The 22,213-nt window shown below is 52.8% G+C and carries 17 protein-coding genes; 8 read left to right on the top strand and 9 right to left on the bottom strand.

What is annotated here, in order from left to right; all coding sequences use genetic code 11:
• Nucleotides 1–8: 8 nt before the first annotated feature.
• Entirely contained in the window at nt 9–917 is a 909-nt protein-coding gene (locus tag BN8_RS14880) for a tetratricopeptide repeat protein (RefSeq protein WP_009282731.1), read from the top strand.
• A 27-nt stretch (nt 918–944) separates the two neighbouring features.
• The gene (locus tag BN8_RS14875) at nt 945–2,609 is read left to right on the top strand and encodes a LamG-like jellyroll fold domain-containing protein (RefSeq protein ID WP_009282730.1); all 1,665 of its coding nucleotides are present in this window, start codon (nt 945–947) and stop codon (nt 2,607–2,609) included.
• Nucleotides 2,610–2,615: 6 nt separating this feature from the next.
• On the opposite strand, the gene BN8_RS14870 is transcribed toward BN8_RS14875, so the two are convergent.
• Both BN8_RS14870 and BN8_RS14865 read right to left on the bottom strand, forming a co-directional pair.
• Nucleotides 2,616–3,410: a tetratricopeptide repeat protein gene (locus tag BN8_RS14870; protein ID WP_009282729.1), complete on the bottom strand. Its 795-nt coding sequence runs from the start codon at nt 3,408–3,410 to the stop codon at nt 2,616–2,618.
• Entirely contained in the window at nt 3,407–3,994 is a 588-nt protein-coding gene (locus BN8_RS14865) for an RNA polymerase sigma factor (RefSeq protein WP_009282728.1), read from the bottom strand. Before BN8_RS14865 ends, BN8_RS14870 begins: the two co-directional genes overlap by 4 nt.
• A gap of 689 nt (nt 3,995–4,683) precedes the next feature.
• On the opposite strand from BN8_RS14865, the gene BN8_RS14860 reads away from it, so the two are divergent.
• From BN8_RS14860 to BN8_RS14835, 6 genes are all read left to right on the top strand, one after another.
• A complete protein-coding gene (locus BN8_RS14860) occupies nt 4,684–5,568 on the top strand; it encodes an arylamine N-acetyltransferase family protein (RefSeq protein ID WP_009282727.1) in 885 nt (294 codons plus the stop codon).
• 153 nt (nt 5,569–5,721) lie between these two features.
• Nucleotides 5,722–7,128 (top strand): glycoside hydrolase family 88 protein, encoded by a 1,407-nt coding sequence (locus tag BN8_RS14855; RefSeq protein ID WP_009282726.1) that lies wholly within the window; start codon nt 5,722–5,724, stop codon nt 7,126–7,128.
• Nucleotides 7,112–8,554, top strand: coding sequence for an oxidoreductase (locus BN8_RS14850; RefSeq protein WP_040005831.1), 1,443 nt, complete (start codon nt 7,112–7,114; stop codon nt 8,552–8,554). The genes BN8_RS14855 and BN8_RS14850 overlap by 17 nt, the downstream gene beginning before the upstream one ends.
• A gap of 117 nt (nt 8,555–8,671) precedes the next feature.
• Nucleotides 8,672–9,448, top strand: coding sequence for a 3-ketoacyl-ACP reductase (locus tag BN8_RS14845; protein WP_009282724.1), 777 nt, complete (start codon nt 8,672–8,674; stop codon nt 9,446–9,448).
• Nucleotides 9,449–9,737: 289 nt separating this feature from the next.
• Nucleotides 9,738–11,042: a Gfo/Idh/MocA family oxidoreductase gene (locus BN8_RS14840; RefSeq protein WP_009282723.1), complete on the top strand. Its 1,305-nt coding sequence runs from the start codon at nt 9,738–9,740 to the stop codon at nt 11,040–11,042.
• 90 nt (nt 11,043–11,132) lie between these two features.
• Nucleotides 11,133–12,380: an MFS transporter gene (locus BN8_RS14835; RefSeq protein WP_009282721.1), complete on the top strand. Its 1,248-nt coding sequence runs from the start codon at nt 11,133–11,135 to the stop codon at nt 12,378–12,380.
• 4 nt (nt 12,381–12,384) lie between these two features.
• On the opposite strand, the gene BN8_RS14830 is transcribed toward BN8_RS14835, so the two are convergent.
• From BN8_RS14830 to BN8_RS14800, 7 genes are all read right to left on the bottom strand, one after another.
• Nucleotides 12,385–14,010 carry a hypothetical protein gene (locus BN8_RS14830; protein WP_009282720.1) on the bottom strand — a complete coding sequence of 542 codons (1,626 nt, stop codon included), beginning with the start codon at nt 14,008–14,010 and terminating at the stop codon, nt 12,385–12,387.
• A complete protein-coding gene (locus BN8_RS14825) occupies nt 14,007–15,869 on the bottom strand; it encodes a glycosyltransferase (RefSeq protein ID WP_009282719.1) in 1,863 nt (620 codons plus the stop codon). The genes BN8_RS14830 and BN8_RS14825 overlap by 4 nt, the downstream gene beginning before the upstream one ends.
• 3 nt (nt 15,870–15,872) lie before the next feature.
• The gene (locus BN8_RS14820; protein WP_040005830.1) at nt 15,873–16,712 is read right to left on the bottom strand and encodes a hypothetical protein; all 840 of its coding nucleotides are present in this window, start codon (nt 16,710–16,712) and stop codon (nt 15,873–15,875) included.
• Between the two features lies 1 nt (nt 16,713).
• Nucleotides 16,714–18,801 carry a cellulose biosynthesis cyclic di-GMP-binding regulatory protein BcsB gene (locus BN8_RS14815; protein ID WP_009282717.1) on the bottom strand — a complete coding sequence of 696 codons (2,088 nt, stop codon included), beginning with the start codon at nt 18,799–18,801 and terminating at the stop codon, nt 16,714–16,716.
• A gap of 51 nt (nt 18,802–18,852) precedes the next feature.
• On the bottom strand, nt 18,853–20,226 hold the full coding sequence (locus BN8_RS14810; RefSeq protein WP_009282716.1) for a sensor histidine kinase: 1,374 nt from the start codon (nt 20,224–20,226) through the stop codon (nt 18,853–18,855).
• A 4-nt stretch (nt 20,227–20,230) separates the two neighbouring features.
• On the bottom strand, nt 20,231–20,614 hold the full coding sequence (locus BN8_RS14805) for a response regulator (protein ID WP_009282715.1): 384 nt from the start codon (nt 20,612–20,614) through the stop codon (nt 20,231–20,233).
• Nucleotides 20,615–21,051: 437 nt separating this feature from the next.
• Entirely contained in the window at nt 21,052–22,113 is a 1,062-nt protein-coding gene (locus BN8_RS14800; RefSeq protein ID WP_009282714.1) for an NAD-dependent epimerase/dehydratase family protein, read from the bottom strand.
• Nucleotides 22,114–22,213 lie beyond the last annotated feature (100 nt).

Raw genomic sequence — 22,213 nt, 5'->3', positions numbered from 1 at the left:
CTATCCGTATGCTTAGATCAATACCTCATCTGGTACTTATCCTCTTTTTGACTACGCTGAGTCGACCTGTCTGGTCGGCAGTGGTAGCACCTGTGGCGACCGTTATTGTTGATGAAGAATATGACCGTTACAAAAAAAGAGGTGACGAATTCTTCAAAGCCGGAAACTATACCGATGCTCGTAGACAATACCAGAATTGCCTGTTAGTTCCTGGTTTTGAGAACGATACTTATGCAAAAGCACAGATTGAAAAATGCGGAAATGCACTCGCATTACGCCAGCAAGCCGACGATGCGCTGAAGCAGAATAAAGTAACCGAGGCTATTGGCTTATTCAATCAGGTGCTGGCTATGAACCCGGATGACGCGATTACTAAATCTCGGATAGCTGACTACTACGAGCGGGAAGGGAATCAACTGTACAGTCAGCAAAAGTACGCTCAGGCTAAAGAATTGTACACAAAGGCTTTGCAATACACCCCAAAGCAGGAAATCCTGCGTATTCAAATCCGGAATTGTGACGAAAACCTTGTGGCAAAGCCCAATAAGAAGATTGGTTTGAAATTACTCGCAGGGGCTGTTGCGGTTGGCAGTGGAGCTTATGCGATTATGCTGCGCAGTGATTACCAAAGCAAACTGTCAGAATTGAATCGCATTAGTCAGGCCGTAGACCCTGAGAATACAGGTATTATCGCCAACTCTAATGCCTATCAACAGTATGATGATGCTTATAATGATGCAGAATCGGCCCGGCAAAAAACCAGTACATATAAAGTGTTATTGGGCGTAGCGGCTGTGGCTACCATAACCGAAATATATCTGCTGCTTCACAAACCAAAACCACGAACCGGAGCTAAGCCAATAAGCTGGTATCCTGCTTCGCATTCCTTAGGATTGGCTATCAGTTACACATTCTGATTCTTCACACCATAATAGTTCAGACGAATGAAAACCATATCTGCTTACATATTAAGCATACTTACTATTTGCCTGGCTGGAGCGCTGTTAGTAAGCTGCGACCCCTGGGACTTACCTACCCGGAAAACCAAACGAAACTGCGTAAAGCCATCCGGAACGCTAACTACGAAAATTCAACAGCGGCAAGTTGATTTTGCAGTTGAAGGTAGTTCAGGTACGATCGATAAAGTACAATGGGATTTCGGCAATAATAGCACAACGGTTACCAGTGGCCTGTCAGCAAAGTACACTTACCCAACTTCTGGCACTTATACGGTAAAAGTCACTTTATCAAACACTTGTGGTGATGAAACTACGTTGTCGCAAACGATTGTAGTAAGTGATGCAGTTTTACCTGCTGTAACTTTACAGTCACCTACTGACATATCGCTAAACTCAGCTTCGTTCCGTCTGACTTTGACATCGACTGGTAATGCAACCATCACGAGATACGGTATCTGTTATTCTAGTTCAAGTGGAATACCAGAAGTTGATAAAGATCGAACCGCTGATGTGAAGGGTGGATTGGCTATAAACGATCCTAAGTCATTCACTGCATTGAGTCTTGAACCAAATACATTGTATTACGTTCGGGCTTTTGCCTATAATGAAAAGGTTGGTCCAGCGTACAGTACGCCAGTCATAACATTTCGGACAGGATCTTTACCGTCAGTAGCTACCAATGGAATTTCTAATGTGGCTACTACTACTGCCAATGTCAATTTTGTGTTAAATAATGCTGGAAGCCCGGCCGCTGTAGAGTATGGAATTTGCTATTCTTCGAGCACTAATGCACCGGATGTTAATAACTCGAGCAAAGTCGGTGTTACTAGTCCAAGTGTAGGTACTAATACGCTTGTAGGCCTTACTAGCTTAACGCCTAACACTACTTATTTCTATCGGGCTTACGCCAAGCTTCCTTCTGGTGAGATAATTTATAGCCTCGGACCTGCTCAATCATTTACTACACAAGCTGAGACTGTTACACAGGATTTAGTGGCGTCTATATCGTTTACAGATCGTTCGCTGCAGGACGCAAGTGGTAATGGTAATCATGTTAAGCTGGTCAACAACCCTACGTTTACGGAGGACCGAAAGGGTAATCCCAACTCCGCAATTTACCTAAATGGGCAAGGCAGCTATTTCTACATGGATGATAGTGAAAGCTTGAATCCGGATGCTCTTTCAGTTAGTATCTGGATTAAGCCAATTGCTATTACAAGTGCCGGTCGGGCACAGATCTACAATAAGTCGCGCTTTAGTGATAGTGCCCATGAGGTGTACAGTTCCTTATTAAAGCCTAATGAAAATGGGACAGGCGTTACTGTTATGACCAATATTAAGCAGGGAAGTAATTGTCAAGCCGGTAAAGGATGGCAGGATATAGCTATGACCAGTAATGTTGAATTCAATAAATGGCATCAAGTGGTGCTTACCTACAGTGGTAATACTGCACGTATGTATTATGATGGAACACTGATATCTGTCCAGCCTCTACCTACTAATAGCATTGATAAGTGCCGTGGTGGGGAATTGAAATTTGGCGCTCAAGTCCAGTTTGACCCTGACTATTTCTACGGGTCAATGGATGATATCCGGATATATCGTCGAGTATTATCTGACAACGAGGTTAAAATCTTGTTCAACCAATAAATAGTTCTAGTTAATCTTTTGCAGCACGCGCTGCGCCAACAAGTTAAAAGGATGGGCTTTATCGGCACTGATTCGCTTCAGAGTTGGTAGAGCCTTCTCTTTTTGGCCATTCTTCACGTAGGCCAGGGCCAAAAACCACTCTGCTTTTTGCCGCAACGCAACGGATGGTGTAGCTAAGGCTTTCTGTAGCAGCGGAATGGCTTCGGTCGGTTGTTTGTTGGCTAAATAGCTTAAGCCTAAAAAAAAGTTTCTGTAGTGAACCGTCTGCCGGTCGGCGGGCAATGTCTTGAGCTGGTCAATAGCCGTGCTATAGTTTCCGGCTTCGTACTCTTTAAGTATATCGAGAAACTGCTGACGAGTGTTTGGGGCCAGGCCACGTGGGAACTCTTTGGTCAGTTCATCCACAGGCACGAACGTCTCATTATAAGCTAAGTCAGTTGGCTGCTCTGTGGTTTGTTGAAAGACGAAATAGCCAACCCCCAATACAACCACTACCGAGGCCGCAGCGGCCCAGTACTGCCAGGTTGATAAAGGACGTGTAACAGGCATTGGTTTCGATGATGGATCAGCGGGAACGGCTTCAACACGTCGGTTTGCGTTGTACTGAGCACGTGCCTTGTCGAGTGCCTGAGAGATACCAATGGCCCTAAAACCTAGCCGCAGGTCACGTTGTAGCGTCACTTCCGCCATGAGTTCACTGTCCGCTTGCAGTTCGTTCTCAAACGAAGTACGGTCTGCTGCCGAAAGCTCGTTGTTCAGATACGCTTCGATTAGCTCATACTGTTCTTCAGAAAGTCTCATAGGCCCATTTTTTTAGCGTTCTGCGCATAGAACCCTTTCAGCTTTTCGGCACAATCGTACCGCTTGGATTTGACAGAAGTTTCTTTCATGCCAAGGCGCTCGGCAATTTCACGTAGCGATAATTCCTCTATGTAAAACCACTCGATGAGTTTGCGGCATTCGTCTTTAAGTTGGCTAAGCGACTTCTGAACGGTATTCACCACTTCAAGTCTTTCCAAATCTTCAACCACATTACCTGTATCCATACTATCTACCGAATCAGGCATTGCTGCTTTAGTGCGAACTCGCGCCGATTTCAACTCGGTTAGCCATACACGTTTACAGTACTCAAATAGTACCGTTGTTACCTGAGTACTTGCCTGAAACTGGTATTTACCGGTTTCAACATTGAGCAGAAAGCTTAGCATTCCTTTCTGGAAAGCATCTTCTGCGTCCATTTCAGAGCCATTGTGCGTAAGCATCCAGTGCCGAAACGATGGAAACGATTCAGCATATAAATACTGGTACGCTCGGTCATCACGTCTTTTCAACGCGTCATATAGCTCCTGGTCTGACAGGAAAGTAGGTAATGGTCGGATAGCCATAAAGCTGTAGAATGGACGAAGATAAAACGTAACGCTATTAAGTGTTCTCGTTTGTTTGAATACCAGTTCTCAGCTTATTGGTTATTAATAGGTGATAGTCCTTGAAAGTGAGTGATGTTTGCAGGTTTTTTACAAAATCTAAACAGCCCGGAGTTAGGTAGACAAGACGGGCAGAAAAAAAGAGAAAGTCTCGACTTACCTTTTCTAGCGGCTGCCTATTAAGTGATGAGTATGGCTTATTGGAACGGTCTTTACGAGGCTTTGACCATAATGATAATGCACGTATTCAACGAATACTAGGCGTGAGGTGCACTTTGTGATGTTCTGTTTGCTGTTGATTTGTGCAGGAGGGGCAGCTTCTATCCACACCAGTTACAAAGTGACACTACTGGTAGTTCAATCTTTAGCTCAATGTCATGTCTCAGATGAGCAGCGTTGAGCTAAAATTTTTTACTAAATCGGTAGTCGGCGCCATGACCAGATATGTCAATCTGACTCAGTAAGTCCCCGCATCCTTTAGTCGATATAATCCTGCATCTCTAACACAACCGATGAATAATTCAGGTTGACAATACGCTCAAACCCGCCGATCTTTCTACTAACTTGGCCCAGTTCTGTAGCCTTTTGCTTTCAGTACGTTGTGAACAAGACCACCCCAAGCGGTTAATTAGTAGATTTTTCCTCTTTTCATGAACATAATCGAAGTCCCATTACCAGAGGTCGCAACGGCAGATGCCCTGTTGGCCGATGCCGTTGCGACCATCAACCTGGACGCTTATTTTGAACGCATCGGTTACTCCGGGGCGCGAACGCCGACCCTCGATACGCTGACCGCTATTCAGTTTCTGCACCCGCAGGTTATACCTTTTGAGAATGTCAATCCATTGCTACGGTTGCCGGTTCGTCTGGACCTGGCATCGTTGCAGGAAAAACTTGTTTACAATGGTCGGGGTGGCTACTGCTTTGAGCAGAATACATTGCTCAGTCACGTGCTGCGGGCACTGGGTTTTTCCGTCAAAGGTCTGGCGGCCCGCGTGGTGTGGAACGTACCGGAAGGCGAGGTGAAGCCCCGTACCCATATGTTGCTGCTGGTAGACGTAGCCGGCGAGCCGTATATCGCTGATGTGGGTTTCGGCGGAATGACGCTGACAGCTCCGCTGCGTCTGGAACCGAATGTTGAGCAACCAACTCCGCACGAACCATTTCGACTGTTTCTGGAGAACGACGAATACGTATTGCAGGCCAACGTCCGGGACGAGTGGAAGTCGGTGTACCGGTTTTCGCTTCAGGAGCAGTTACTGCCGGATTATGAAATGGCCAGTTGGTATTTGTGCAGCCATCCGGACTCACATTTTCTGAAAGGCATCATTGCCGCCCGCACCATGCCGGATCGACGGTACGCCCTGCGAGGTAACGAACTGGCTGTGCATGCTGTCGGTGGGGAAACTGAACGGACGGTGATTGCGGATGCGGACACGTTACGCCAGACGCTGACGGATACGTTCCGCATCAAGCTACCGGATGACCCGAAGCTCGATGCCATCCTGCAGCAGACCGTGCAGCCAACGATGTGAGCGTGTTGCTGAATGGTGCGGATGTACAGGTACGTTAAAAAACGTACGGTGAATAGCTCACAGAATTTTTGGGGTGTAGATGGTATGGCTCAGTAGCTCTCCTTATGCATTTCCTTTTGTCGGTGTAATCCCGCTTTCACCTACAACCGACGAATGATTCAGATTGACGATACGCTCAACCCCACCGATTTCTCTACCAAACTGTCCCGATTCTGGGAGCAGTCTGCCCAGAAGATCCGCCTGATCGACGAGCAGTACGATACGGCCAAAGGCTCACCCGTTTTCACTGTTCAGGGCAAGTATACCACTCGTGGCTGGACCGAATGGACGCAAGGGTTCCAGTACGGTTCGGCCATTCTCCAATTCGATGCGACCGGCGACCCGTACTTTGTTGATCTCGGTCGGCAGAAAACCGTCGAGGTCATGGCCCCGCACGTCAGCCACATCGGCGTTCATGATCACGGCTTCAACAACGTCAGCACCTACGGCAACCTGCTGAGGCTGATGGTGGAGGGCAAACTGCCGTACAACGAACAGGAGCGCAACTTCTACGAACTGGCCCTGAAAATCTCGGGAGCCGTTCAGGCCAGTCGCTGGACGACAACGAAGTCCGGCGGTTTTATTCACTCCTTCAATGGACCGCATTCGTTGTTTGTCGACACCATCCGGTCGTGCCGGGCGCTGGTGCTGAGCCACAGCCTGGGGCATGTGTATCAGGCTGAGGGCGACGTAAAAATCAACCTGCTGGAGCGGGCTATTCTGCACATGCGGGCCACCGCTGACTACTCCGTTTTCTACGGCGAAGGGCGCGATACGTACGACATCTGGGGACGAACGGCCCACGAGAGCGTGTTCAACACCAAAGACGGTAATTTCCGGTGCCCCAACTCGCAGCAGGGCTATTCCGGCTTTACGACCTGGACGCGAGGTCTGGCCTGGGCCATGTGCGGCTTCCCCGAGGAACTCGAATACCTCGCTACGTTGGAGGACGCTGAGCTTGAGCCGGTTGGCGGCCGCGATGCCGTGGAAGCCTTTATGCTCAAAGCCGCCCGGGCTACCTGCGATTTTTACATCGAGCATACACCGACCAACGGCATACCGTACTGGGATACCGGCGCGCCGAATCTTCACAAGCTGGGCGATTACCTGGACCGGCCGGCTGATCCGTACAATGCGTTTGAACCGGTCGACAGCACGGCCGCAGCCATCGGCGCGCAGGGCCTGCTGCGGTTGGGGAAGTACCTGACCGAAAAAGGGGATACCGAAGCCGGTAAGCGCTATTGGCAGGCGGGTCTGACCGTATTGAACACGCTGCTCGACGAACCGTATCTGAGCACCGACCCGAACCACCAGGGACTGCTGCTGCACTCGATCTACCACCGGCCGAACGGCTGGGATTACGTACCCGAGGGTAGCCCGATTCCGTACGGCGAGTCGAGTATGTGGGGTGATTATCACCTCCGCGAGCTGGCTTTGTACGTGCAGCGCATGGGTAGCGATGAGCCGTATTATGCTTTCTTCAATTGTCTACGAAAGCCCTCCGATGAGCACAAAGTCTAAACCCCGATACACCCGAATGGCGCAGTTGAAAACGGCAGCCGACTTGCAGAATTACCTGCAGGCCAGTGGCGTTGACCTGCCGTTCGACGAAACCCTGCTGCCACCCGACGAAAGTCCGTTCAACCGGCCTATTCAGCTAAAATCGGGCAAAACGATCGGGAACAGTCTCTGCATTCTGCCGATGGAAGGCTGGGATGGTCTGCCCGATGGTCGGCCGTCGGACCTGACCCGTGGCCGCTGGGTGAAATTTGCCGTGAGCGGGGCCAAGCTGCTATTTGGCTGTGAGGCCGTGGCCGTTTGCCACTCGGGAAAGGCGAATCCCAATCAGTTGGTGCTGAACGCCGATACGTTCCCGGATTTTGTCGAACTGCGGCAACTGATTCTGGAGCAGCACAGGGCGAAGTTTGGCAATACCGACGATCTGGTGATTGGCCTGCAACTGACCCATTCGGGGCGGTTCTGCAAACCACACAGTCACAAGGCGTTTGAGTCTAAAATCCTGTATAGTCACCCGTTTCTGAACAAGCGTTTCGGCATGGACGCGGATTATCCGGCGCTGACCGACGACGAGATTGATCAGATCATCGAGCACTACGTTCAGGCGGCTGTGTTGGCTCAGAAAGCGGGCTTCGATTTCGTCGACATCAAACATTGCCACGGTTACCTCGGCCACGAGTTCCTGAGTGCGGTCAATCGGCCGGGCAAATACGGCGGGTCGTTCGAAAACCGTACTCGCTACCTGCGAAACATCGTAGCCGGTATCCAGCAGGCCGCGCCGGGGCTGGAAATGGGTATTCGCCTGAGTGCGTTCGATTTCCTGCCGTTCAAAAAAGGCCCCGATGAGGTAGGCATTCCCGAATCCGCCGATCAGTACTTCGCCTTTGGCGGCCAGTCCAACGGGCTGGGTATTGACCTGACCGAAACGAAGGCCGTCCTCGAACTGGTGCAGTCGCTGGGTATCCAGTTGGTGTGCATTACCGGTGGCAGTCCGTACTACAATCCGCACCTGATGCGCCCGGCGCTGTTTCCGCCTTCGGATGGGTATCTGCCGCCCGAAGAGCCGCTGCTGGGCGTAAAACGCCAGATCGACGTAACGTGTATGCTGAAACGGGCGTTTCCGGAGTTGATCATCATCGGGTCGGGGTATTCGTATTTGCAGGAATGGCTGCCGAACGTAGCGCAGTACGTACTCCGAACGGGCATGGCGGATAGCGTAGGATTTGGGCGGATGGTGCTGTCGTACCCAACCATGCCGGCCGATATGGTGGCTGGTCGTCCATTGACCCGCAACCTGCTGTGCCGCACCTTTTCGGACTGCACCACGGCTCCGCGCAACGGCCTGATTTCGGGCTGTTACCCGCTGGACCCACATTACAAGAAAATGCCCGAAGCCGATCAGTTGAAAGCGATAAAAGAGGGACTCTGAACAGGAACAAGTAAGGTCAGATTCTCAAATCTGACCAGTTAGGTTTCTGAAACCTAACTGGTCAGGATCTGAACCTAACTCCACTTACCGAAACGCATACATTGAAGCGAAAGCAGAATGACATTGAAACGAGTCGCGTTTATAACCGGCGGCAGTCGGGGCATCGGCTACGGCATTGCTGAACACCTGGCCAAAGCCGGGTTTGATCTGGCGATCAACGGCGTTCGGCCGGAGGAAGCGGCCCGGAAAGCACTGGGTGAGTTACGGGCGTTGGGTGCCGAGGTGATATACTGCCCCGGCGACGTGGCATCGGGTGACGCCCGTGCCGGAATGCTGGACAGAATCCGTCAGCATTTCGGGCGACTGAACGTATTGGTTAACAACGCGGGGGTAGCCCCCAAAGAACGGCGCGACATACTGGAAGCTACCGAAGAAAGCTTTCAATACGTACTGACCACGAATTTGCAGGGCGCGTATTTTCTGACGCAGGCGGCTGCCAACTGGATGATCCAACAACGTAGCGAACAGCCGGAATTTTGGGGCTGCATCGTCAACGTATCGTCGATTTCAGCGACGGTGGCGTCGGTGAATCGGGGGGAGTATTGTGTGGCGAAGGCCGGGTTGAGCATGGCCACGCAGTTGTTTGCGGCCCGGCTGGGCGAGTTTGATATTCCGGTGTACGAAGTCAGGCCGGGCGTTATTCGTACCGACATGACGGCGGGCGTAACCAGCAAGTACGACAAGCTGATCGAAGACGGCCTTTGTGTCCAGAAACGCTGGGGCCTTCCCGACGACGTAGGCAAGGCCGTGGCAGCTCTGGCGCGTGGCGACTTCCCGTATTCAACCGGGCAGGTCATCCTGGTCGATGGTGGCCTGACGGTACCGAGATTGTAGATTTTTTCTAAACGCAGAGGGGCAGAGGACGCGCCGAGTGCGCTGAGAAAGGATATAGATAAGCATTTGAATTTTTGTCATCCCGACCAAAGGAGGGATCTTCAGTAGCTTGTATGTAATTGTTTTCTACCGAAGATCCCTCCTGCGTCGGGATGACAAAAATAGGCTAAGCTATATAGCTGTAATTCAGCGGATTGTTTTAGGGATTATTCATGATTCACGTTAAAATATAAACTCTGTTTTCTCTGCGTGTCCTTTGCCTCTCTGCGTTTAAAACTCCTAAACCCCCATGAACAACCAACCCAACTCCCGGAGGACATTCCTCAAAACGGCCGCCACCGGTTCCCTGGCGGTACTCGGTATGCCGACGATCATTCCGGCTCATGCTTTTGGTGCCAATGACCGAATTCGTGTAGCGGTTATCGGCGTGAACGGTCGCGGTACTGACCACATCGCTGGTTTCTCAAAGCTGACCAACGTTGAGGTCGTTACGTTGTGCGATGTCGACAAAGTCATTCTGGCCAAACGGGCGGACGAATTCGAGAAAAAATACAACCGGAAGGTGCAGATGGAGCAGGACCTCCGGAAGGTCTACGACGACAAGAACATCGACGCCGTGAGCATCGCTACGCCCAACCACTGGCATTCGCTGGCGGCTATCTGGGCGTGTCAGGCTGGCAAGGACGTGTACGTCGAAAAGCCCGGTTCGCACAACCTGTACGAAGGCCGGAAGATGGTTGAGGCCGCTAAGAAATACAATCGGATTGTACAGCACGGGGTGCAGCTACGTAGTTCAACGGCCATTCAGGAAGCCATCAAACACCTGCGCGACGGCCTGATCGGGAAAGTGTACATGGCGCGGGGACTCGTGTATAAGTGGCGTCCCGACATTGGCAATCAGGGCAACTCCACCGCGCCCGACACCCTGAACTGGGACCTGTGGCAAGGCCCCGCCGAAGCCCGCGAGTTCAGCAAGAACTACGTGCACTACAACTGGCACTGGTTCTGGAACTACGGCAATGGCGATATTGGTAACCAGGGCATTCACGAAACCGACCTGTGCATGTGGGGACTGGACGTAGGATTGCCGGAAGAAATTAGCTCGGCAGGCGGTAAGTTTCTCTGGAATGACTGCAAGGAAACGCCCGAAACGCTAACGTCGGTCTACAAGTACCCGAAAGAGGGGAAAGTGATTCAGTTTGAGGTCCGGCCGTGGATGACCAACAAGGAAGATGGCGTGGAGATCGGCAATATATTCTATGGCGATAAGGGCTACATGGTTATCAACGGCTATAACGACTACAAAACCTTCCTGGGCCGGGAGCGTGAGCCGGGGCCGTCGGGCAAAGCCGGGGGTGATCACTACCTGAATTTCATAGAAGCGGTTCGGGCACGGGACAAGTCCAGGCTGAACGGCCCGGTCGAAACCGCGCATCTGTCGTCGGGCATTGCGCACCTGGGCAACATTGCGTATCGCCTGGGCCGGACGTTGAAGTTCGATCCGAAGAAAGAAGTATTCATCAGCGATGCAGAAGCAAATGCCATGCTCAGCCGTAAGTACCGCGCACCCTATACCGTACCACAACAAGTCTAACGTCTGGGCCAGGCCGCTACGGCGTACCGTTTGCGCTTGGCCTGATAATTAACATACACGGCCCAGGCTTGAGCCTGGGCCAGACAAACCATGGTCGAACAACCGAAAACCGAGCCGAAAACCCTCGCCCAGCAACTGTTACAACTCCCGGTACTCGTGGCCGCGCTGGGCTATTTAGTGGACATGTATGACCTGTTTCTGTTCAGCGTCGTGCGGGTGCCGAGTCTGAAAGCGTTGGGAACAACCCCCGATCGGTTGCTGCCCGATGGCATCATGCTCCTGAACATGCAGATGGCCGGGATGCTGATCGGTGGCATCTTCTGGGGCGTATTGGGCGACAAACGCGGCCGATTGTCAGTGCTGTTTGGCTCCATCCTGATTTATTCGCTGGCCAACATCGGTAACGGCCTGATCACCTCCCTGAACCAGTACGCCATTCTTCGCTTTATCGCGGGCGTTGGTCTGGCCGGTGAACTGGGTGCCGGCGTTACGTTGGTGACGGAAGTCCTGCCGAAGAAAATCCGTGGTTACGGTACTACAATCGTTGCGACGATGGGTGTGCTGGGAGCCATCATGGCGTACTTCGTCGCGGACCTGTTTGAGTGGCGGAACGCGTACTTTATCGGTGGGGGACTTGGTCTGCTGCTGCTGGTGCTGCGGGTAAACATCTTCGAATCCCGCATCTTTGAAACGGTCAAGGAACGGCAGGTGAAGCGGGGCGACCTCATCATGTTGTTCTCCGACCGAACCCGCCTACTGAAATACCTGCAATGCATTCTGGTTGGATTGCCGATCTGGTTCGTGGTTGGGATTCTGATTACGTTCTCCCCGGAGTTTGGTCAGGCCATGGGGCTGTCGGCGCCCGTCGTAGCGGGAAAGGCGGTGATGTTATCGTTTACTGGTCAGGTGTTCGGCGACGTAGCGAGTGGCCTGCTTAGTCAGCGCCTGCAAAGCAGGAAACGGGCCATTGGCGGCTTCATTTTGCTGTCGTCGGTGTTTGTGCTGGTGTATCTGCTGGCTCCCCTGCGCGACGTCGATTCGTTTTATCTGCTGTGCGTCTTCCTCGGCTTTGCCAACGGCTACTGGGCGTTGTTCGTGACCATTGCCGCCGAATTGTTTGGCACCAACCTCCGGGCAACCGTGGCAACGACGGTCCCCAATTTTGTACGGGGAGCCGTCATTCCACTGACGTCGTTGTTCATTCTTGGTAAATCGTATGTCGGTACGCTGTATAGTGCCCTGGGGGTTGGTTTGCTGACCATCGCCCTGGCCCTGATCGCCCTGTACTACATGGAAGAAACGTTCAGCAAAGACCTTAACTACGTCGAAACGGAGTAAGGACTTACGGCTGAGCGGTTTTTCCCGCCAGGGCAAGGTTCGGCTCCTGGGTAGGGGATGAGGCCTTCTGGGGTTTCGCGAACCGATAGAGCCGCCATTCCGAGCTGCTGCCCACAAGCGCCAGCGGACGCTGCGCTCGGGTGCGTAAACTGCCCAGATAGGCCTGGTTAATGACCGCAAACCGGGCTACCGGGTTGGTGGCTTCAAGGTGAATCAGCAAAAAATCAGCGAACGAATCGGGGTTTGTCAGCGCCGATAAGTAGTTCTGCTGGTACGGCAGCACAAACGGGCGGACGTTCTGCGTCAGGGCGATGATTGGGTAGGCCGTAGCATCGTCGGTCAGGATGCGGCTGTTGCGCGGCAGTTTCCGGATGATCTGAACCAGGTCATCCGTTTCGCGGTGGGCCAGATTATTCGCCGGACGCCACGGCAGCGCCGACTCCAGAAACGTGCGCTCCTCCTCGTAGGCCGACGTTGAGATGCGTAATCCACCCATCAGGATCTGGACCAGCATCAGGGTGAAGGCCAGTCCCTTCAGCCGACGAAGTTGCGTGACCGATAGCGTAACCAGCCCTACCCAGCCCAGCACCAGGAAAATCTGGTAATACTCGGCCACGAACGGGACGGACGGGTTCTTAATGTACAGGAACTCGATGAGCGCGAATGGACTCAGCAAGGTCAGCAACTGATACGTTCGTCCCCGGAAATTCAGCAGCACCAGCAGCAGCAGGGGCGCATACAACAACCGACGTAGTGAGATCAGCAGGCTTGTGTCCGGCAGCAGGAACTCGTCGGGGTGGTTAACGTAATCAACCTGTAAAATCTGGTTGGTCAGTACGCGCCAGTTGGCATACGGACTGTCCAGAAAGTACTGCGTATCACCGGCATACACCCGGTTCAGCAGGCTAAACAAAAACAGGCCCGCCAACGGCAGCATGAACAACAGGACCAGTAGCGCAAACGATTTGTTGACCAGTTTCCGGCGCAGCGACAGGTTATTAAAGGCCAGCCCCAGCCGAATCAACGTATCGTCGCCCCGTAGCGAAAGACCCTGCAGCGACATAAACAGCACCAGCGGCAGCAGGAACAGACACAGCCAGGCAAAATCGAACGCGCTGAATACCAGGCAGACCAGAAACAGGCTGGCCAGCGATACGTGGTAGGTCGTGTTCGAGCGGAAATAAGCCAGGAGGCTCCGAAAAAACAGGTACCCAAACAGTAGAACGGCATACACGCTACGTCCCGATGCGGCTGCGTAGAGCAGACCCGGATGCAGAAAAAACGTCAGCGCCGTTCCGAGCCGGATCAGCCACGGTACGTCGAGTTCGCGCTGATCGTCCAGTACCAGATAGAACAGAACGGCCATGCCCAGCGCCGACGCGATCACGGGGCCAAGCAGCGGAAAGACACTGCTGAACGCCAGGCTGAAAAAGAACGGGAAGACCGGGAACGTCAGCCCGATGACCGGTAGTTTGTCGCCGATGCCCTGCCACACAATCATGGCTTTTTCGGTCAGAAACAGCGCTTCCTGCGTATGAAAGCCCAGCCGCTGGCCGTTCAGCCCAATCAGCAGGTAGTATGCGGCCAGCAGAACGGCCGATAGAAAAATCCAGAGTCGGGCGCGGTTCATGATGGTTTCGGGGCAACGGGGTTGGTTTTGCTCAGACCGTGGTTGGTTTTCTCCCAGTAGAACGGTTTCGTAATCAACTGCCAGAGTCCTTTGTAAGCGGCAATCGAGTGCATCAGCCAGTACAGCGGGTTCACCAGCGAGAACCAGATCAGTTCGTAGAACCGTCGTTTGAACACCGCCAGCATGTTGATGTAGATCATCAGGATGTTCCCCACAATCAGGTTGAAGGTCGAGATGTACAACACCCAGTCGGGGAACAGCGGTCGGATTGCCTTCAGGTCAAACACCAGGTACGTAATGAAAAACAGCAGCAGCAGCGGATACAGCAGGAACGTCATGGGCGTAGCGCCGATGAAGAAGTTGAAGCCCAGGAAACCCTTCCAGCCAATTTTGTTGATCAGCTTGCGCGGGCTCCGCATGTGCACCAGGTACGTTTGCATATACCCCTTAATCCACCGCGACCGCTGCCGAATCCAGTTGAACGGCTCATTGTTGGCTTCTTCGTAGGTAGTCGAATTTACGATGGCCACTTTGTACCCTTTCGCGAACGCCCGAACGCCCAGGTCGGCGTCTTCCGTTACGTTGAACGGGTCCCAGGCACCCAATTCGCGCAGGACGTCGAGCTTGAAGTGGTTACTGGTGCCGCCCAGTGGAATGGGAATATCGAGCGTACCCAGGCCCGGCAGCATGTAGTCGAACCAGTAGCTGTATTCCAGCGTGAACATCCGGGTCAGCAGGTTCTCGTTCCGGTTAAAGTAGTTCAGCGCTCCTTGCAGGCAGATGAAGTTTTCGGGCAGTTTATTGAACAGAAATACCGTCTTTTTCAACTGGTCCGGGTCCGGAATATCTTCGGCGTCGTAGATGGTCAGAAACTTACCCCGCGAAAAATGCAGGCCGTAGTTGCAGGCTTTCGGTTTGGTTTTCGGCATGTGGAACGGCACGACCACCACCTCGAAAATGGCCGGAAACTCCAGCGCCCGCACGGCATTCAGCGTTTTATCGTCGTCTTCCTCGATCAGCAGCTTGATGTCCAACTGCTCCATCGGGTAGTCGAGGCTCTGGAGGTTCCAGATCAGTTTCCGAATCAGTTTGTCCTCCTTGTAAACGGGCAGGTGGATGGTGTAGACTGGCAGGTCTTCGTTCCGCACTTGCTTCACCTCCTCCTTCGTGACGGCCTGGTGCAGTTCAAAGCGCGAACCAACCAGGGCTAGAAACAGCTTGAAACAGATCGCAATCAGGAAGAAGCTGCTCATTACCACATTGATGGCAATCGTCGTGTTAACAAAATCAAGGCACAGCAGCGCTATCACCACGGCAATCGCGCCGAAGATGACAACCAACTGCGTGGTGGTGAACGTAATGAGCGCCGAGCTTTGCGGGTCGCGGTTAACCAGCTCGAATACCGCCGATTTGACGAAAGGCTCGCCCAGCAGCTTGTGGCTCAACCAGGTGATGTCGAGGTCAGAAGCCGTCAGAATGAGCAGGTCGCGCCCGAACGTCTCCCGAACCAACTGGATGTATGTTTCGTCGGTAGGGTCGGCCATGGCTACCACCACTTTGTCGTCCTGCAACCGCAGTGGCAGGGCCAGAAAGCGGTCGGCAACACGCAGGTCGATCCGGCTCACGACGTCCATGTCGTGCTCTTCGGTCCGGATATTCACCAGTTCGTAGCCGTGTTCGCCCAGTACCCGTTCATATTGCTTGCGGGACAGGTAGCCGTAGTTGAGCAGAATCTTGACCGCAGCAAATCCTGTCCGGGTCTGAAAGCGGGCGATCCGTTCCTGTTGATCATGGGTTAGCAGGCCGGCTTCCCGAAGCCAGTCGGTGGCGGATACGGTATGAATCGTTGCGTCTTGCATAACTTAAAACCGAATAACCGAGGTTACTGTAAAGCCACGACCAATCCCAACGTTCCGGCCGTAGAAATCACGATAGATACCGGCGTAGATCCAGGCTGATTCGCCCAGTTTTCGGCCGTAGCTGATGCTGGCTTTGAAAAACCGAAAATCGGTGTTAACCGAGAGGTTGGCGGGGTTCAGCTCACGAAAGCGGTTGCTGTAGGAAATCAGCCCGCTCAGTTCGCCGACCAGTACGTTCTTGGGGGATACGTACCAGCCAAACGTAGCCAGCAGTGGAACCTGGCTCAACTGGAAATCGCCCGCGTTGAAAAACCGTCGATAGCCAACTTCCGTGTTGAAATACGCATCCCTGGTGCCGAGTTTCAGGCTACCGGCGTAGAGCAGCCGCAGTTCGGCACCACTGCTGGCGTAGCCCAGAAACGGAATCTTCGTGCCGTTCTGATACAGCGGGGCAATACCGACGCCCTGCACCGACAGATACCGCCGGTTCTCGACGTTCAGCAGGTTATACCGAACACCCAGTTCGGCGTCGGCCAGACCGTTGTTACGAACATCGGTGGTATTACTGGTGTAGGCGTTAGCCGTAAACGGTAACGTACCGACGAGTGTCCAGCGATCCGACAGACCGTATTCGCCGTAGAGCCGGACGTTCACCGAGGTAAAGCGGGCATCGTCGCCGAACGCAATTACCTGTCTGTCGGGGTTCCAGTAGCTGGTAGCCCGGTAGTAATACACACCCGGCACGAGCATGAACTTACGCTTGGGCATTGGCCAGGCCGATTTCGGGGTGGCATAACTGCCAAGGCTGCCAATCAGCAGGAGCAGGCAAATCAGATAGCGCATCTTAATTTTCGAAAATAGCCTGTGAGCCTTTGACTTTGGACCGAACGTAGAGGAAGGCCAGCAGAACCAGGACCAGCAGGACCCCCAGCACATACAGGTTGTATTGCTGCCACCAGTCGCGGGCTTTCCCGAATCCGTCGTTGTAATCAATCACCGACTGATCTTCGGTCAGGTTGAACAGGTACCGGTTGGTTCCGGCCGTGATCAGTACGTTACTGGCGAGATTTGTTAGCTGATCCGTTACGTAGCGGGCGGCATTGCGGAAGGCTTCGTTGGCTGCGGGGCCGTTGACAGCCATGAGCAGCACGGCCTGATCGCCCTGCTCAAATACCTGCGCCACTCCGCACGATACCGAGTCCGACACGGCGAACAGCGGCTGGCTGCGGTCGTCGCTATACAGGCGGAAGTCGCGCTGAAACTGTACCGGCGCTTTGTCAAATTGCCCCCACAGGTTGTCGCCCCGATCAAGGAATGCGATCAGGTTACCTTTGGTAGAATCGCCCTTGGCATACGTATCGGAGGTGTAGACCGCCGGTACTGATAAAAAGGCTGGTTGGCTGGTGTTGCCGATATTTAACTGACGAACCACTTCGCAGATGCCCGGAATCGCCGATGCTACCTGTGATTTGCTGACTACCAACGCGATTGGCTTGTTCTGGAACGCTCCGGGGAATTGCAGAAAACTTAACTGCTCGGTTGAGTACGGCGATGTAAGGCGGATGGATGACCGCTGGACGTCGACCTGTGCAAAGAAATTCAGGAAGCTGTTCTGACAGACGTTGGTGCCGGGAAAGAACCGGAACTCAGCCTGCAGTGAGTTGAACGGCTTGAGCAGGTACCGCTTCAGCCGGGGTGAAATCGACACCAGTCCCGACTTGTCAAGCGTCGTCGTGCTGAACAGTACCCCGTTGATGTAGAGGTTCAGAAAACCCCGGTCGCCGGGCTGCAGGCCGCTGTAGCGGGCTTCGAGGTGGGTTTCGATTTCTCCCGGCTGCTCGGCAAAATCGCTCAGCCGGAATGAATACGAACGGCGCAGCGAACCAATGCCCTGCATCATGTCGGGCGTACCGCCCAACTGAGCGAGGGTCAGCCGGTCGGTACGTTCAACGGCCGGTGCAGCAGCCGCGGCTTTATCAACAACCAGAAAATCGCCGAAAGCTGAAGCCAGAATGTTGGGATTGGCTATGGCACCTACCGTTTTGGCATACCCAGCCTGATCGGCCCCGGTCACAAACAGGACTTCAGGGCCAGCGGGAATGCCTTTTTGCAGGAAAAACAGCCCCTGACCGGCCTGCGGCTGGCGGGTGAGCATGGCTTTGTACCGCGCGGGCAGGCTACCCGCTTCCCCGACAACAATGACGTTCCGGAGCGAATCCGGCGCTTTATCGGCGGCATAAAGCGTAACGCCACGGGGACGCAGGGTGAACATCCGGCTGTAGAGGGCGCTCACCAACTGAATGTCGTTCGGGGTTGGGTTAGCCGGGTAGACGATGGCTTCCTTTGACGGCAGGCAGTTCGATAGGTTCAGTCGCTGGGCGCCATTGGCGGCCGTGTTGTAGGCCACGAACGACGCTCCGCTCACCCGTAGCCACAGAGCCGGATTTTCGAGGTCCTTGCAGCGGTCGTTGGTGATGTTGAGCTGCGTTTTTACCTCGACCTGTACGAACGGCGAACCGGCGTCCCGGCTGGCTTCCGATAAGGGAATCGTTACGGGCGCGGTTGGGTCGAGCTGGTCGAGTCGCAGACTCAGCGCCGGTTGATTACGTATCAGCACCGTTACCGACGACTGGCCGAGCTGCAATGCCTGCGACGGTTTCATAAACAGCACCAGTTGCCCGTTTTGTAACGTAGCTGTAGCGGGTAGTCGCAGGTAATACGCCGACGAGCCGCTGAGCCCCTGGATCGTCTGATCATCATAACCGGCCGTCTGAAACGAAATACGGGACGCTGAAACCGGTGCCAGTGTTGTAACCGGTGCCGTTGTTGCCTTGGGGCTAGCAACAGCCGGCCGCTGAGCCTGAAGTTGAAACGGTATGAGTACAATTGCCAGTAAGCCACTGGCGATTAGACGTACAAAGATCGGTGACATTGTATAGAAGTGGTTATACAGAATTACGGGTAGGTATTGACACTAATTCGATTAAACGCTGGGAAACTCGACCCGGTAGTAATTGCCGGTTTCGGGGCTGCTGCGGTAGTACAGATGACCGTTCATAGCTTCGGTCAGCCGAAGCGCAATGGATAGGCCCAAACCCGCCCGATCGGGGGAGTTGACGTTGTTGTGCGACAGTTCATCGAGCTTCCCGAACATTTCGTCCAGCCGGTCCTGGCCGATAGCCTTTCCCCGGTCGGTCAGTTCAAAAACGAACAGGTTGTCGGCCAGGGTGGTTTGCAGCGTAAGCGTATTGGTCGGTTGCGAAAACTTGATGGCGTTGTTGATGAGGTTCTGAAAAATCTGCCCGGCAAACACCCGGTCCAGCCGCAGCGAGATCGGAATGGTCGCCGGATCGTAGTTCAGCGTGATGTTCTTCTGTGCCGCTACTTCCTCGAGGTTATGGACAATCTTCTCAATCTCCTGGTTAACCTCAAATACCTCGTAATTGAAGGAGATGGCCGGGCCTTCGATGTCCTTAACGTCCAGCAGCTTGTTCAGTAAGTACTGAATGCGCTGGGTAGCATCGCCGATATACTCGACGTATTCGCGCTGGTCGCTGTTAAATGACCAGCTTTCGGTTTGTAGCTCACCAACCGACATTTTAATCGTACCGACCAGGTTTTTCAGGTCGTGGCCGGCAATGTAGATGAAATTATTTTTCTGCTCATTGAGCCGCTGCAACTGGCCGTTGGTTTCGGAAATGACCCGGTTTTTGTCGGACAGTTCTTCGTTGAGTCCCTGCAGTTGCTGGTTCGCCTGTTGGGTAATCAGTTGCAGTCGGGTTTCTTTCCACAACAGCCGGTAGCGGGTGCGGGGAATGTAGCCGGAGAACAGCGCAACGACAAGGAAAATCTGCCCCCCTTCTTCAAAAAACGTAGCCAACGGATACCGCTGATTCAGGGCATAATACCCCAGGAGCAGCAGTACAATAGCCAGCGCGGTATGCAGGTAGGAATTTGTCGATTCCCAGTAGATGACTGAATTAATGAGCAGAAAAATAACCGAAAGTGTCAGAAAGTACGTACTGACAGCGCTCAGATCGACAATGTTGCACAGCACAGCGTACGTAACGGATACCGTCGTAAACATGACGTGCAGGGGAAGGCGGTAATCCAGTCGTCGTTTTCGCACCAGTTCATACACAACATATACGAAGAGCACGGTGATCAGGCGAATCATAAGCACTGATTGCCAGACGTATGGGGCGAAAATCAAATCCAGGATCGAGAAGAACGGATAAATGAACAGGAACGCCCAGATAATAATGTTGGTGACATACCAGGAACGGCGGTAGACCTGTTGACTTAACTCAGCTTCAGAAACGGTGGTAGTATGGTTGCTTGTAGCGTCTATTACCATAGGATTAGGTTATGCTGGCTATTAATTTCTCGTGCAGTTGGGCGGTATCGAACGGTTTCAAAACACAGTCCGTAAAGCCACTCAGCATCATCTCTTCTTTGAGCAGCTCATTGGCCGATGCAGCGAGTATGACCACCGACTGGTCAAATTCGCGGATGGTGCGGCAGGCGGTGGCTCCGTCCATAACCGGCATCTGAAGATCCATGATGATAACGTGGTAAGGCGTTAAGTTCTCCTGATGCTGTCGTACCATGTCAACAGCCTGCTTGCCATTCTCGGCTGTAGCAGTCATGGCACCCCATTTGGCAATTAACTTGCTGAAAAGCTTTAGATTCAGTGTGTTGTCATCCACAATTAAAACACGTACTCCGGCAAGACTTGACTCCATACAGTTGGCGATAAATGATTCTTTTTTTAATTGTTGTTAACAAAACAACTAAGAAAGTATCAGTGTAAAAAACCCATTAGTAGAGTTTTAGGGTACTCGTAATCAGAATCAGTAGTAGTTGGCAGGATTAGCCGTATGAGAAAAGAACTGCTATGAATGTACAAGCCAACAATTTAACTGGTTGACAGGATCAATGTCAATACTTAATTGAATGTTTGCCAGGTGTATTGGCTGAAAGCTACGTCTTGTAGCAAGCTAAAGGTAATTGATTATCACTCAGGCAAATCTAAGTAGTCAGTATTAATGATTGGTTAAAACAAGATTAGATATAAGTTAATATAATATATAGAAATAATATTTTATATGATCAAATTATAAGGTTTACACCGAATGTAGCTCCAACGAGCCTACAACTGGTGTAAACCTTTGCTTTGTTATTATTTAAGAATCGGCTCCAGAGCAGCCCGGTTTTCGTCGAGCCACTGGGTAATGTCCGTTACGATTTCGCGGATGCCCAGTTCGGGTTTCCAGCCGGTCATCTGCGTAACCTTCGTGTTGTCGGTAATGTAGAGTCGAATGTCGGCGGCCCGGTTTTCGGTTACCTGACGGATCGGAATGGTTTTACCCGTCACCTCCTGGCAAATTGTTGTCAGCTCCTGCAACGACGCGCTGCTGTTGACACCACCGCCCGCATTGAGAATCTCGCCATTGACCTGGTCGAGGTTATGCAGTTGCCAATCCACCAGCCGATACAGATCGGCGATGTGCAGCATGTCGCGGGTTTGTTTGCCCGTACCGCCGTAGCCGATGTAGGCCAGCGACTGTTCGAAGTAGTGCTTGGCAATCCAGAGTACCATGACGCCCTGATCGACCTTACCCATCTGCCACGGTCCGGTAATGACTCCGCAGCGGTTTATGACCGTCTTCAGACCGTAGAACTCGTTGTATTCCTGAATGATCAGTTCCGATGCCAGCTTGGTAGTGCCGTAGAGGGACCGGGCTCCGTCGAGCGGGAAGTTTTCGGCAATGCCCCGCGATGATACGCCCGGTACCGGCTGGTTGTCGGTCAGTATGAACCGAGTTTCGGCTTCCTCAAAATTCAGCGTTTCAATCGTTTTGATCGGGTACACCCGGCTCGTCGACAGGAAAATAAAGCTGGCTTTATGACGCAGGGCATAATTGAGGCAGTTGACCGTGCCCAACAGATTGGTGTTGATGAGGTAGTCGGGTGTGCCGTCCAGACCGGCCAGTACCGATGGCTCCGCCGACGCTTCAATGACGGTGTCAACGGCTGGCAGCGCATCAAAGTCTTCCTTACTGCGGATGTCGCCGTGTACGAATTCGATACCGGCCTGCTTCAGCCGGGCAATGTTCAGTTCTGAACCGCGCCGTTTGAGGTTGTCCAGCGCAAAAATCTGGTAGTTAGGGTAGTTACTCTTGAGCGAAATGGCCAGCGATGAGCCAACGAAGCCGGCCCCGCCGGTGATGAGGATTTTCATAAGCAAAGAGTGAAAGAGTGAAAGAGTGAATGAGCGAAAGGCGATCCGTTATCGTTGTACGGCGGACCAATCTTTTACACCCGACGGCCCATCATTTTTT

It is taken from the genome of Fibrisoma limi BUZ 3, assembly GCF_000296815.2.
In the GTDB taxonomy this organism is placed as follows: domain Bacteria; phylum Bacteroidota; class Bacteroidia; order Cytophagales; family Spirosomataceae; genus Fibrisoma; species Fibrisoma limi.
The sequence above is the reverse complement of the archived record's forward strand: the minus strand, read 5'-3'. Positions and strand labels throughout refer to the sequence as shown.